General features: G+C 43.7%; 15 protein-coding genes. 13 read left to right on the forward strand and 2 right to left on the reverse strand.

What is annotated here, in order from left to right:
- The first annotated feature begins 91 nt into the window (after positions 1-91).
- The 7 genes from sfsA (at position 92) to MARME_RS01690 (ending at position 7571) form a co-directional block, all read left to right on the forward strand.
- On the forward strand, positions 92-793 hold the full coding sequence (gene sfsA, locus MARME_RS01660; protein WP_013659536.1) for a DNA/RNA nuclease SfsA: 702 nt from the start codon (positions 92-94) through the stop codon (positions 791-793).
- 159 nt (positions 794-952) lie between these two features.
- Positions 953-1660, forward strand: coding sequence for a phosphonate utilization transcriptional regulator PhnR (gene phnR / locus MARME_RS01665; protein WP_013659537.1), 708 nt, complete (start codon positions 953-955; stop codon positions 1658-1660).
- Between the two features lie 355 nt (positions 1661-2015).
- Positions 2016-3044 carry a putative 2-aminoethylphosphonate ABC transporter substrate-binding protein gene (locus MARME_RS01670; protein ID WP_013659538.1) on the forward strand — a complete coding sequence of 343 codons (1029 nt, stop codon included), beginning with the start codon at positions 2016-2018 and terminating at the stop codon, positions 3042-3044.
- Positions 3045-3124: 80 nt separating this feature from the next.
- Positions 3125-4192, forward strand: a complete 1068-nt coding sequence (locus tag MARME_RS01675) for a putative 2-aminoethylphosphonate ABC transporter ATP-binding protein (RefSeq protein ID WP_013659539.1) — start codon at positions 3125-3127, stop codon at positions 4190-4192.
- Positions 4192-5910: a putative 2-aminoethylphosphonate ABC transporter permease subunit gene (locus MARME_RS01680; protein ID WP_013659540.1), complete on the forward strand. Its 1719-nt coding sequence runs from the start codon at positions 4192-4194 to the stop codon at positions 5908-5910. The genes MARME_RS01675 and MARME_RS01680 overlap by 1 nt, the downstream gene beginning before the upstream one ends.
- A 64-nt stretch (positions 5911-5974) precedes the next feature.
- Positions 5975-6895 carry an EamA family transporter gene (locus MARME_RS01685; protein WP_013659541.1) on the forward strand — a complete coding sequence of 307 codons (921 nt, stop codon included), beginning with the start codon at positions 5975-5977 and terminating at the stop codon, positions 6893-6895.
- A 22-nt stretch (positions 6896-6917) separates the two neighbouring features.
- The gene (locus MARME_RS01690) at positions 6918-7571 is read left to right on the forward strand and encodes an HAD family hydrolase (RefSeq protein ID WP_013659542.1); all 654 of its coding nucleotides are present in this window, start codon (positions 6918-6920) and stop codon (positions 7569-7571) included.
- 5 nt (positions 7572-7576) lie between these two features.
- Here MARME_RS01690 and MARME_RS01695 read toward each other — a convergent pair whose 3' ends face one another.
- Positions 7577-8425, reverse strand: coding sequence for a LysR family transcriptional regulator (locus MARME_RS01695; protein ID WP_013659543.1), 849 nt, complete (start codon positions 8423-8425; stop codon positions 7577-7579).
- 130 nt (positions 8426-8555) lie between these two features.
- On the opposite strand from MARME_RS01695, the gene MARME_RS01700 reads away from it, so the two are divergent.
- Positions 8556-9425 (forward strand): urea carboxylase-associated family protein, encoded by an 870-nt coding sequence (locus MARME_RS01700; RefSeq protein ID WP_013659544.1) that lies wholly within the window; start codon positions 8556-8558, stop codon positions 9423-9425.
- A 120-nt stretch (positions 9426-9545) separates the two neighbouring features.
- Entirely contained in the window at positions 9546-9950 is a 405-nt protein-coding gene (locus MARME_RS01705) for a GFA family protein (RefSeq protein WP_013659545.1), read from the forward strand.
- Between the two features lies 1 nt (position 9951).
- On the opposite strand, the gene pspF is transcribed toward MARME_RS01705, so the two are convergent.
- The gene (gene pspF / locus MARME_RS01710; RefSeq protein WP_013659546.1) at positions 9952-10971 is read right to left on the reverse strand and encodes a phage shock protein operon transcriptional activator; all 1020 of its coding nucleotides are present in this window, start codon (positions 10969-10971) and stop codon (positions 9952-9954) included.
- A 242-nt stretch (positions 10972-11213) separates the two neighbouring features.
- Here pspF and pspA point away from each other — a divergent pair, with 242 nt between their 5' ends.
- From pspA to MARME_RS01730, 4 genes are all read left to right on the forward strand, one after another.
- Positions 11214-11885, forward strand: a complete 672-nt coding sequence (gene pspA / locus MARME_RS01715) for a phage shock protein PspA (protein ID WP_041648116.1) — start codon at positions 11214-11216, stop codon at positions 11883-11885.
- 32 nt (positions 11886-11917) lie between these two features.
- On the forward strand, positions 11918-12169 hold the full coding sequence (gene pspB / locus MARME_RS01720) for an envelope stress response membrane protein PspB (RefSeq protein WP_013659548.1): 252 nt from the start codon (positions 11918-11920) through the stop codon (positions 12167-12169).
- 39 nt (positions 12170-12208) lie between these two features.
- Positions 12209-12655 (forward strand): PspC domain-containing protein, encoded by a 447-nt coding sequence (locus MARME_RS01725; protein WP_013659549.1) that lies wholly within the window; start codon positions 12209-12211, stop codon positions 12653-12655.
- Positions 12656-12750: 95 nt separating this feature from the next.
- Positions 12751-13854, forward strand: coding sequence for a methanobactin export MATE transporter MbnM (locus MARME_RS01730; protein WP_013659550.1), 1104 nt, complete (start codon positions 12751-12753; stop codon positions 13852-13854).
- The last annotated feature ends 148 nt before the right edge of the window (positions 13855-14002 follow it).

Below are 14002 nucleotides of genomic sequence, written 5' to 3' on the forward strand. Positions count from 1 at the left end.
AAGTGCCACATATAATGAAACGGCATATAATCCATAATATGATTGAAGTTTAAGCCACACAGCTTTTAAAAAGTTTTAAAAAGGAAAACACGTGAAATTCCCAGTTTCTTTACAGCAAGGGCGCTTAATCAAGCGCTACAAGCGTTTTCTGTCTGATATAGAGTTAGACAGCGGCGAGATTATTACGGCGCACTGCCCGAACACAGGCTCAATGAAACGTTGTCAGCAAGAAAGCGCACGAGTTTGGGTATCGAAAAGTGATAATCCAAAACGTAAACTTGCTTATACGTGGGAGTTAGTTGAAGTTGATGAGCGGTTTTTAGCCTGTATCAATACGGGTTACCCAAATAAATTGGTGGGTGAGGCGATTAAAGGTGGAGTAATCCCCGAGCTGCAAAATTACAATGAGATAAAGGCCGAAGTGAAATATGGGCAGAACAGCCGCGTAGATTGGCTCTTGTCTAATGCGGAAAGTGAGTGTTATGTCGAGGTGAAAAGTGTCACTTTACTTGAGGAAGATGGTCAAGGTTACTTCCCTGACGCGGTGACGGAGCGAGGACGAAAACATCTTTATGAACTCACTTCGATGGTGGAACAAGGTAAGCGCGCTGTATTGTTCTTTTGTGTCAGTCATACAGGGATTGACTCGGTAACACCAGCAGCACATATTGATGAAAAGTATGCGCAGGCGTTGAAAGAGGCGGTACAAAAGGGGGTTGAGGTTATTGCATACCGTGTCGACATTACGCCAGAGCAGATGAAAGTACTAGAACCTGTTCGAGTGATTGTCTAAAAATAAGGGCTTGCGCGTTTTACCTATGAGGAGGAATTTCACACTTTCTTGAAAGGTTTGCTCATGCTGTCTTAACACTTCGTTGCAAAGTCGTTGTCTCTATTGTCTAGGTTCGGTGTAGAATAGCGCCCCAATCAAATTTGCCTAAAGGGTCAGATCATGGCAGACACGCATTACCGCCACATCCAAGAGCATTTTAGTTATCTAATTCGCAAAAATGTGCTTCAAGCAGGGGGGAAACTTCCTTCAGAGCGTGAAATTGGAGAGCAGTTTAACCTGACCCGAGTAACGGTAAGGCAAGCGCTACAGAATCTTGAAGCGGAAGGTCTGATTTACCGTGAGAATCGCAAAGGGTGGTTTGTGACGCCTCCTGCAGTGACCTATAACCCTGCCGCACAACTTAGTTTTAACCTATATGTTTCAGAGCAAGGTTTTGCGCCATCGACGGAAAAAATTGAACAAGTTGTCGAGCCTGCGTCATTGAAAATCGCTCAAAAAATGGGCATTAAAAAAGGGTCCCCCGTTCTTTTTTTGCATCGCCGACGGTTTATCGATAAGCGTCCGGTCTTAATCGAAAGAATGTACATCAATATTGCGTATCTTCCGGGCATTGAAGATGAAGATCTTACTCAATCACTGAGCCAGTTACTGAAGAACAAATATGATCTTTGCTACCGTGATATGGATCTTTCATTTAAATCCACCTCACTGCCCGAAGAAGCGGCTAAAGATCTTGGTATCGCATCTGGTCAGCCTGGGCTGCATGTTGAGCGAGTGAACTACATTAACGGCAATCAAGTGTTGGAACTCGATTACGAATTCTGGCGACATGATGCCGTTAATATCGCAATTGAAGTGCGCGAATAGTCTCTTTCTATCATTTTGTTTTGTCCTCTAATGGCTTTCACACAAAAGTGCTTTGTCATCCTCATAAAGTGTCGCATGAATTGAATTCGACACTTTTTCTTTTATTCCCTTCTATTTTCCTTAAATTTCACGTGATAGTGTGTTTTTTACACAATTAAAAAGTATTTCTTGTCATATTGATGACATAAAAGGCTGTTATCTTTTACTTGTCTTCTGGTCTATACCAGTATATTTTAAAAATAGACAGTTTGAAGTTAGGTTCTCTGATTAAGTTTTTTGACCGATTTGGCGATAATTGATTAGAGGCCTAATAGATTACTTGAATCGGCGCCCTTTAATGATTGGAGAAGTGAAGATGAGCAAGAAAAACTGGATGCATCGTTTAGCTGTACTAGCGGGTATCACTACTGTATCTGTTGCAGCGCATGCAGCGAAAACGGAACTTACTGTATACACAGCAGTAGAAGCAGAAGACTTGAAAAAGTACGCTGCACGTTTTAACCAAGATCACCCAGATATTAAAATCAACTGGGTTCGTGATTCTACTGGCATCGTTACCGCGAAATTGCTTGCCGAAAAAGAAAACCCACAGGCAGATGTTGTTTGGGGACTTGCTGCAACCAGTTTGATGTTGTTGGATGGCGAAGAGATGCTGCAATCCTACAAACCAAAAGGTTTTGAAAAACTTTCTCCAAAATTCCGTGACAATTCAGCAGAGCCTGTATGGACAGGTATGGACGCTTGGATGGCAGCGGTATGTTACAACACGGTCGAAGCGGAGAAGCTAGGTCTACCAAAACCGACTTCTTGGCAAGATCTAACAAAGCCTGTCTATAAAGGGCATATCATCATGCCTAACCCGAATTCTTCAGGTACTGGATTTTTGGACGTCAGTAGCTGGCTACAAATCTTCGGTGAGGAAAAAGGCTGGGAGTATATGGATGGTCTACACCAAAATATCAGCCGCTACACACACTCAGGCTCTAAGCCTTGTAAGCTAGCAGCAGCGGGTGAAACCGCCATTGGTATTTCTTTTGCTTTCCGTGCAGCAAAATCGAAGAAGAAAGGCGCACCGCTTGATATCGTTTTCCCATCTGAAGGTTTAGGTTGGGATATGGAAGCGACGGCCATTATTAAAGGTACCGATAAGTTAGAGGCTGCTCAAACACTGGTTGACTGGACTGTCTCTAAAAAAGCAAATGAGATGTACAACAAAGGTTACGCAGTGGTCGCGATGCCGGGTATTGCGAAGCCAGTTAAGTACTTCCCAGAAAACGCTGAATCTCTAATGATCGACAACGATTTTGGTTGGTCAGCTGCAAACCGAAAAGTCATCTTAAAAACATGGCAAGAGCGTTATGACAGCAAAAGTGATCCAAAATAATCACTGATCTAACTTTATGCCTCAGTCATTGAATGATGCTGGGGCATTTGTTTTACCGCACATAATATAAAGGTACCCCTATGAGCAGCACTTATTTAGCGCTTAATAATATTCATCAAAAATTTGGCACGCATCTCGCCTTAAACGACGTATCTTTGGATGTGGCTGAAGGCGAATTTGTTTGTTTTTTGGGGCCTTCTGGGTGCGGTAAAACCAGTTTACTTCGTATTATCGCTGGGCTTGATTTACCAACCGGTGGACAGGTTAATCAGGCTGGCAAAGACATTACGTATGCACCTGTTAAGCATCGTGATTTTGGTATTGTATTTCAGTCCTATGCCTTGTTTCCAAACCTCACAGTAGAGGACAACATTGCATATGGGCTTGTTACTCAAAATGTTTCGGCGCAAGAGCGACGAAATAGAGTAAAAGAGCTGCTTGCTACGGTCGGCTTATCGGGTAGTGAGCGCAAGTATCCTGCTCAACTTTCTGGAGGGCAACAACAACGTGTTGCATTAGCTCGTGCTTTGGCAACGTCACCTGGGCTACTTTTGTTGGATGAGCCACTTTCTGCTTTGGATGCACGTGTAAGGGCGCATCTTCGTCAAGAGATAAAGCAGCTTCAAGAAAAGCTAGGTGTGACCACGATAATGGTAACCCATGACCAGGAAGAAGCGTTGACCATGGCAGATAAAATTGTCGTAATGAACCACGGAATTATTGAACAGATTGGCTCTCCCCAAACGGTCTACAGTCAGCCAAAATCTGCGTTTGTGGCGTCATTTGTCGGTGAAATGAACTTCTTACAGGCGGACATCGCTGGCGACCACTTACTTAAATCGGGAGATCATACGATTGAGTTTGATGGACAACTTGGACAAAAGAAAAATGCCATTCAAGTTGCCATTCGTCCTGAAGATGTGCGTTTTCTTGCTCAAGGGCAGGATCAAAACACCTTTACCGGCCGCGTTGCTCACACTGAGTTTTTAGGCTCCCGTGTGCGATCAACCTTGAAGCTAGATGGTATTGAAGCGCCTTTGTTGGCCGACGTCTCTATGAATGAAATGGCAACACTTAACATTGAAGCAGGGCATTCAGTTATTTGCCAGTTACCAAAAGATCGCTTGCATGTATTTGAAGGGGTGTAATGATGGACGCAACTTCTTCTGCTAGTGGTTCAAGTGCTTCTAAACGCCCTCTTTTTGGTAAAAAGAGCCTTGATGAGTGGTTACTTGGTGGCGTTCTCGTCGTTGGTATTATTGCTCTCTTTATTGGTATTGTACTGCCGATATATTCTTTGTTATCGAAAAGTGTTCAAAACAAGGCGGGTGATTTCGTCGGTCTAGATAACTTTCTGACCTTTATTTCAACACCGAGTTTATCGAGTTCTATCGGTAATTCTGTTTCGATTGCCATTGTCTGTACCATTATTGTGACGTCATTGGCTTTCATGGCAGCATACGGCCTGACACGAACAAAAATCCCGCTTAAAGGCTCCTTTCGTCTGATTATGGCACTGCCAATTTTGGCACCTTCTCTCTTACCTGCTATCAGCCTAGTTTACCTATTTGGTAATCAAGGGATTATGAAAGAGTTGCTAATGGGGGAAAGCATATATGGCCCTATTGGTATTATCATTGGTTCGTGCTTTTGGACATTTCCACATGCCCTTATGATCATGGTAACGGCACTGAGTAATACGGATGCTCGTTTATATGAATCGGCTAACGTATTGGGCGCTTCTCCCATGCGAACCTTTTTTACGGTCACTTTACCCGGTGCGAAGTATGGGATTATCAGTGTCGCTTTTGTCGTGTTTACTTTGGTGATCACCGACTTTGGTGTACCAAAAGTGATCGGCGGGCAATTTAACGTGCTTGCGACAGACATTTATAAGCAGGTTATTGGTCAGCAAAACTTTGAAATGGGGGCTGCCGTCAGTGTAATTTTGCTGCTTCCAGCAATCCTTACTTTTATTACTGATCGCTGGTTACAGCGCCGTCAATCTGCTTTGCTAACATCAAAAGCGGTTCCTTGGGTTGCGCCAAAACGTCCGCTGGTGGATCGCTTCTTCCTAGTGACCATGCTTATTTTATCTGCGATTGTGGTCGGTATCATTGCCATGGCAGTGTACGCCTCTTTGGTCACCTTTTGGCCATACAATCTAACCTTATCTTTGAATAATTATCAGTTTGACCTGATGGACGGCGGTGGTTGGGACAGCTACTGGAATTCCATTGAAATGGCGTGTTATACCGCTGTGATTGGTACTGGCTTTATTTTCTTCCAGTCTTATTTAATTGAAAAATTGGGTGGCTATAAAGTGATCAAATGGTTCTTCCATTTATTCGCTATTCTGCCGCTTGCCGTACCTGGGCTGGTTCTTGGTCTTGCTTATATCTTTTTCTTTAATGGGCCAAATAACCCGTTAAACGGCATCTACGGCACAATGACTATATTGGTCGTTTGTACAATTAGTCACTTTTATACTGTGTGTCATTTGACCGGAACGACTGCGCTGAAGCAAATTGATCCAGAGTTCGAGGCCGTTTCTGCTTCTCTTAAAGTGCCGCAGATCTTTACGTTCTGGCGTGTATCGTTACCGGTTTGTCTGCCTGCTGTTCTAGACATTGCGAGCTATTTATTCGTGAACGCCATGACAACGGTATCGGCTGTTGTATTTTTGTATTCGTACAATACAACGCTAGCCTCTGTTGCTGTGTTAAACATGGATGACGCCGGTGATATTGCTCCCGCTGCCGCGATGGCCGTTATGATCATGATGACCTGTATGGTTGCTAAGATAGTGCATTGGTTTGTTGGTGACGTGTTATTGAAAAGCTCTCAACGCTGGCGAGTACGTTAGTGTTGGAGGGTTACCTTAGTCAACAGCTGAGTCAACGAGTTAAGTCTACTAAGCTGATAAACACATGACCATAACGGCGATTGTCTTAGTGTTGATCTCTGCTTTTATGCACGCGGGCTGGAATTATTTCGGTAAGAGCTCCAGTCCGTCCGTGCCTTTTTTCTTTTTTGTATCGATCGCAGGCGTCGTGGTGTTTTCTCCTGTATTGGTATGGCAGTACGAGCTGCTTCTTTCTATCGATGGGGCCATTTTGGCGCTGTTGTTTGTGACGGGCTTTTTCCAAGCGCTTTATTTGTGGGGGTTGTCAGAAGCCTATAAAGCCGGTGACATGTCTGTTGCTTATCCTATTGCTCGTTCTTCACCGTTAATTTTGGTTTGTATTTCCAGCTTTGTTTTAGGTCGTCAGGACAGCGTTAGTGTGCAGGCCATTGTTGGCATTGTATTGATTGTAGCGGGCTGCTTCTTTATCCCGTTAACCAGCTTTAGATCTTTTAAACTGGCTAACTATGTAAATCGAACCACATTATTTGCCTTAGTTGCGGCGTTTGCGACAGCGGGTTATTCATTAGTGGATGATGAAGCAACCAGTTTTATGAGAGCTCTTACGACGCCGTCAGGTGAGTTTGTCGCTTCTGCGTTAGAGATTGCTTTGCTTTATGTTGTGTTGCAAAGCCTGTTTGCGGTTTTTTGGATGTTTGGTTTTGTATTTTTTAAGCGCTCCTCGCGTGACGATTTTTACGATGTTGTTAGAAACAAGTGGCAATATGGCGTGTTAACCGCTGTTCTCATGTTGGGCACCTATGCGCTTGTTATTTTAAGTATGGCCTTTGTGGACGACGTCAGTTATGTAGTGGCTTTTCGTCAATTGAGTATTCCACTGGGTGTTTTGTTTGCGGTTATTGGTTTTGGTGAAACGCTTCACATGCCAAAGTTAACCGGAGTGATTTTAACCTTTATCGGTTTAGTGGCAGTTGCACTAGGGTAAAGGTCTCTATTAAGGAGTTGTCATGGCATTAGCCTTTTTTGATTTGGACAATACATTGGTTGCAGGCGATACAGCGCAGGCATTTTCTGAATACATAGTAGAAAGCGATGCACCAACGCCGGAAGATTTTCTACAGATTAATCATGCCTACATGGACGATTATGATAACGGTACGTTAGATCTGGCTCAGTATATGCGTTACACCCTAGCGCCGTTGACTCAGTTATCGGAAGCGGATGTAAATAATCTTATTCAGCGATTTATCGAAGATGTGGTTGCTGATATGACGTTGGATAAAGCAAAAGCGCTACTAGAGCGTCACAAGCAAGAGGGTGATGAGGTTGTTATTATATCCGCAACGGGCACGCACCTCGTTGCCCCGATTGCTAAATACCTAGGGGTTGAGCATGCCTTAGGCGTCGATATTGAATATCGAGATGGCATCATTACGGGCGAAATCGTGGGTACTCCGACTTTTAGAGAAGGTAAAGTGACGCGCGCTATTCAGTGGGCAAACGAACATGGTTATGAAATGAAAGAGACCTACTTTTACAGTGATTCTCATAATGACCTGCCTTTGCTTGAGAATGCGTTATACCCCATAGCCGTTGACCCTGATCCTATCTTGACTGAAACTGCAAAACAGAAAGGCTGGGAAATTATCAGCCTGCGTTAACGTGCTTATTTGTCTCTAAGACAATGTGCGAGTAGTTTAAGATTAGAGTTCGCGCAGGTAGCGAACTCTAATCCATACATCCTTCCCTGATTGCCTTTATCGGAAAATAGTTGCACGAGTTTTCCGCTCTCTAACTCCTCTTTAACTAAACACGTCGGACACAGTGCGACACCTTGAGCCGCTAACGTTGCACTTTTAAGTAAATGGAAGTCTTCATATACAAGGTCGGGTCGTACTGCATTGTGAAGATCGAACTGTGCGAACCAATTTTGCCAAGCGTCAATTGAGTTATCGTGCAATAACGTGACATCGACTAAATCGTTAGGTGACCGTATTTGGTTTATCTCTGTAAAAAGAGGGCTACATACTGGAATAGTCTCGCCATCCAAAATGGGAAAAAGATGATTGCTTGTTCGGTAATCTTGGTCATAGCTGCGTATAAGGAGTTGCGTATCGCTCAACGTTTCAGGCGCGGATGTGAGGTAGTTTATGGATAGCCGAATTTGAGGATATTGAGGTCGAAAGTGCAGTAGTTTGGGAAGTAACCAGACGTCTAGCAAAGAAGGTTGAACATATAAGCTTAAGTCTTCTTGAGTGTTCTTTAGCTCTGATAAAGCGTCCCCGATGTCTTTGAAGGGGAGAACCAAGCGGTTTGCCAGCCTTTCTCCCACAGGCGTTGGCTTGAGTTGCCTGCCTTGTTTGGTCAGTAATGGTCGGCCTATTTGCGTTTCTAGGCGTTTAAGTTGATGGCTGACCGCGGATTCTGTGAGTGACAGCTCATCAGCCGTTCGTCGCAAACTGCCAAGTTTGACGGCAAGTTGGAAGGTATACAGTGCGTTGTAAGGTATGGTCATAAACTCAAGTTTTTGTCATCTATTCCTTAAAATATATCCATTTTTTTCAGTAATTTCATCGCTTAATCTAAAAGAAGTCATAGGTCATTGCGTTAGAACGTAATGTTAGAGAGTAATTGGGGAGAACACGATGTCGAATGTTGAAGCGGCCTATCGGGCAGGCAAAGGGTCAAAACTGGAAATTGATACCCAGTTTTATGAGCGATTAAAGCAAGGTAATTGTCAGCGTACTCTGGTTGAAACGGTTCACATTCCACTTCGTTCTGGAAGGGCTTGGGAAGTACCTGCGGGGCATGTATTTCGTGTGAAGGTTCCAAATGGACCACAAGTAGGCGATTTTAATATGTGGAATCGCCACGACCCCAGAGAACGTATGTGGGCATCTCGTACTCGCCAGCTTCAACGTGCGCACGTCAGCATTCACGATAGAATTTGGTCAACACTGCCGTTTTTACGCCCTATGGTCACCATTATTGACGACACACTAGCGGATTACGGGGAAGACGCAGAAGGCGGGCGAGTGCATGATTTATTAGGTACTCGCTGTGACCCTTATGTGAATCACCTGCTGACGGGAGATGATTTTGACTTTCACTGTCATTCAAATTTGGTCAGAGCCGTTGTACCTTTTGGATTGACCGAGTTCGATGTTCATGATGTGTTAAATATTTTCCAATGTACTGGGCTAAATAATGAAGATAAATATTTCATGAAGGCCTGCCCTGCGCAGAAAGGTGACTATCTCGAATTCTTTGCAGAGATTGATTTACTGTGCGCGTTGTCATGTTGTCCTGGTGGGGATTTGTCGGTTGATTTATGGGGGCCTGACGCAAAAGACCCTTTGTCTACTTGTCACCCGCTTGAAGTCGAAATTTATAAATTAGAAGACGTCGTTTTAGCAGATTGGCAGCCCCCTCAAAGCCCTAACTATAAAGGGCGACATGGGATGAACATGCCTGACATCGATTGGTCTGCGAAAAAACGTGAGCTGAACGATTAAAGTCTCAGAGGCACTGCATGCTTTGTGTGCTTTTCACTTTTGATGTCAGATTTGGTGGTAACGCTTGTTTGTATTGTTCGCTATGCTGATTAGTGTCATCGATCTGATAGGGCGTTGTTTATGAGCTATCCTATAAAGGGAACTTGCCAATGTGGACAAGTTCAAGTTGTGTTGAATAACCCTCCCGCAAAAGTGTTGGCGTGCCATTGCAAAGAATGTCAGAAACTGTCGACCAGTGCGTTTAGTCTTACGCTCTTCGTTAAGGAAGAAACCGTTGAAATCTCAGGTGAAATGGGAGACTGGAGCCGAAAAGCTGACAGCGGAAATACCGCTGCGGCGAAATTTTGTACGGGCTGTGGAAATCGTATCTATCATTACAACCCGCTTGATACGAGTGTTCTAAAGCTCAAGCTAACGGCTTTTGACGATATCGAATTTAAACCTGATGCTCACATTTGGGTGAAAAGTAAAAAAAGCTGGTATGAGATCCCCGAAGGCGTACCGACATTTGAAACCGTGCCGTAATTTAGGACGGAGGTGTGAATTTACGGACTAATCCTCGAAATTGGTCGTAAGTCAGTCCTAAATAATTCGCCGCTTTGCGTTGGTTGTGCTGATGCCGACCTAACGCTTTGGAAACAAGCTCACGCTGAAGTCGCTCTACCTCGTGTTTATAGTCAATCGGTTGGTCATTGAAAGCGTCGTTCGAATGAGCGGCGTTTACGGTAGAGGTATCCGTCTCTTCTTTGCCTATTTTAGATAAGGGCTCATGATCAAGTGCAAACGGATTAATGATAATGGATGTGAGTTCATGGCTGGTTTGCCCTGTGCGAAAAACCGAGCGTTCAATCACATTTTTAAGTTCTCGAACATTCCCTGGCCATTCGTAGTCGAATAGGGTCGTTAGCGCTTGCTCACTAAAACCTGGAAAGACGTCCCAGCCAAGCTCAGTGGTAAACCGAATCGCAAAAAACTCTGCCAGTTCTTCAAGGTCTTCTTTACGGTGACGGAGAGGAGGAATGTTCACGACATCAAATGCCAATCGATCGAGTAAATCTGAGCGAAATCGACCTTCTTTTGCCAGCTTAAGTAGATCTGCATTGGTCGCCGCAATGACTCTTACATCCACACTGATGGTTTGGCTTCCGCCTAACCGCTCGAATTCGCCATACTCCAAAACACGGAGCAGCTTTTCTTGTGCTCTCATTGGCAATGTACCCAATTCATCTAAGAATAAAGTACCGGAATGGGCGCGCTCAAAGCGTCCTTTATGAGATTTCGTTGCGCCGGTAAAGGCACCTTGTTCATGACCGAATAACTCACTTTCGAGTAATTCTTCAGAGAGCGTCGCGCAGTTAAGCGAGATAAACTGTTGGTCCCAGCGTTTTGATAGATAGTGCAAGCGCTCTGCGATCAACTCTTTCCCTGTCCCGCGTTCTCCACAAATCAAGACGGATCGATCAATCTCTGCTAACTGAGACGCGTGTTCTAATGTGCGAGCGAGCGCGTATGAGCTGCCGATAATACGCTGAGGTTTAGTTATCATCACGTTACCCAATTATTTAACGCTAAGTTTGGTTTATTTAACCATATTTTGAAGGTTTAAATTACCAGTAATTGGTTTTATACGCCTTTTTGATGATCCTAAAATCATATGGTTTTTGTTAATTTTTTCAAAATCAATGGGTTATGAGAGTTGGCATGCATTCTGATATGTATAAATTAATTATTCAATGTGGCATTGAGCGCTACTTTGAATATTCATCTATCGACAATGAGGAAGAGATCATGGGTATTTTTTCAAGAATGACAGACATCATTAACAGCAATCTTACTTCGCTGTTGGACAAAGCCGAAGACCCGAAAAAAATGATTCGAATGATGATTCAGGAAATGGAAGAGACTTTAGTTGAAGTGCGTTCCAGCACAGCGAGAGTAATAGCGGATCGTAAGACCACAGGACGCAGGCTTGAGCGTCTAAAAGCAGACATTCATGAGTGGGAAAAGAAGGCCGTATTGGCCATCGAGAAAGGCCGAGAAGATCTTGCAAGAGCGGCGCTATCTGAGAAGCAACAATCCGAAAAGGAAATGGATGGAATCAATGCAGAACTGGGCAATTTAGATGAACACCTAGAGCAATTGAATGAAGAAATTGCACAATTGCAGAGTAAGTTAGATGACGCTAAAGCGAAGCAAAAAGCGCTACTAATGCGACAGTCTAGCGTTGAAAACCGCCTTAAAGTAAAACGTCAAAGTCATCGTGCTGACATCAGCGATGCATTTGAAAAGTTTGAACGCTTTGAGCGTCGAATGGATCATCTGGAAGGACAAGTTGAGTCAATGGACATGGGAGCGACCTCGAAACAAGATTTACACGCTCAATTTGACGAGCTGGAAAACAATGATGCAATAAATGATGAACTGGCGCGCCTTAAAGATAAGATGGACAAACAAAGCTAAGCTTCTAGAAATCAAATAAAGGGATCAATGTTATGAGTATGGCCGTATTTTTCTTTGTACCCACGATCATTTTTATGACATTTGTCGCGCCTATCTGGTTATTGTTGCATTACCGCAGCCGAACCCGATCCGTAAAAGGCTTGGATTCGACCGAAAAGAAAGAGCTGGAACATCTTTTAGCTCAGGCCGACAAGTTGTCAGACAGAGTAAGAACGCTAGAACAGATATTGGATGAGACGAGCCCACAATGGCGAGCACACGCTACGGCAGAAGAACGAGACTAGTCGCGGTGAGCTGTGCGTTTGATCAATAGGAGAGCGAGAATGAAATATAAGTACCAAGGCGATTTTAAACAAAAAAAGAAACAGGGCTGGGCGTTAAATCTTTATCGGAACACACAGAAGGGCTACATTGGCGGAGTATGCGCAGGGCTTGCTGATCACTTCGACATCGATACTTGGGTTGTCCGACTTGCTGTTTTCGGTGGTTTTTTGTTTTTGGGTGGGTTTACCGTGATGGCGTATATTGGGCTTTGGGTATTTCTTGATCCTAAACCCGACTACGAAGACATCGAGTACGAATACGATGAGCGACATCATACTTATCGTCCGAAAAAAATGTTCAAGTATGCTGAGAGTGCGTCCGCTAGATTACATAAAGCAAAAGATAAGTTGAATACGATTGCTGCTAGTGTAACCAATATGGAACGTCATGTGACGTCTCGGAAATTTGATTTAAACCGTCAGTTTTCAGATTTGAAAGATGACTAGGAAAAGTTCGTAAGGGAGGTTACCGTACTCTTTTTTGCATAACCCATACATCGCTTCTTTTACTATGATTAATAGGCAGTAATAGGAGTGATGAGATGCGAATTGATATACAGCTGAGTGTCGTTTTATTCTTTGTATTAATCTTAAGGTCACAAGGAGAAGCGGCTACTCAAGTGGAACAAAACGATTGGCAGTGGAATTTACCGCATGATGTAGACCCTCCCTTTGTTCCCGAAAATAACCCAATGAGTAGTGCAAAAGTAGAATTGGGACGAGAGCTGTTTTTCGACTCTAACCTTTCGGGAGCGGGGTATGTCTCTTGCTCGACGTGCCACCTTCCGGAAAAATCCTTTTCCGAAAATCGAAAAGTGTCCGTTGGTATCACCGGAGAATTTCATACCCGCAACGCGCTCTCGCTCGTTAATACGGCCTATATGACCACATTGACGTGGGCTGACCCGAACATCACCTTGTTTGAAGAGCAAGCGACAGTTCCCATGTTTGGTACGCATCCCGTTGAAATGGGAACACTAGGCTATGAAAAAAAAGTGTTGAATTTCCTTTCTGATCACCCGTTGTACCCTGATAAATTCAAGGCCGCCTTTCCTGAGCGCGACACTATTGATTTTGAACAGGTGTTTATGGCGTTAGGTGCTTATCAGCGAACATTAATCAGTGTGAACGCCCCTTATGATCAATACCGTTATTATGGTCAAGAAGGTGCTATCAGTGAATCGGCTAAAAAGGGCGAGGTTTTGTTTTTTAGTGAATCGCTAGGGTGCTCTGGTTGCCATTCAGGTCGGCACTTTAGCGACGCAACGGGACAACCAAGCTTTCATAATACAGGGCTTTATAATGTGGATAAAAAAGGCAGTTACCCTCAAGGAGAACAGGGGCTTTTCGAAGTGACTAACGTCGACTCAGATAAGGGTAAGTTTCGAACTCCTACGTTACGTAATATCGAGCTGTCAGCACCTTATATGCATGACGGTTCTATAAAAACGCTTGAAGAGGTTATTGCACATTATGCCGCAGGTGGACGGTCTGATATCGAAACCGCTGCTTCACCTTTACGAGATGCCAGAATCTCAGGCTTTGAATTGACTCAGCAAGAGACGTATTATCTGATCGCTTTTTTAAAAAGTCTAACCGACAGTTCTTATGTTGAAAATCAGCAACGCAATGCTCCTTTTCAGTAATGTTACGTCTTCAGGAATAGCACAAATAGACGCTTAATTTCAGGCTCGACAAGATGAGACAAAACTTTAAATAAAGTTATTAATTAAACACGTTATAGGCGATAGAAAAATAACAATAAAAATAAGCACAAAATGCGCAAATTTTTAT

It is taken from the genome of Marinomonas mediterranea MMB-1, from assembly GCF_000192865.1.
In the GTDB taxonomy this organism is placed as follows: domain Bacteria; phylum Pseudomonadota; class Gammaproteobacteria; order Pseudomonadales; family Marinomonadaceae; genus Marinomonas; species Marinomonas mediterranea.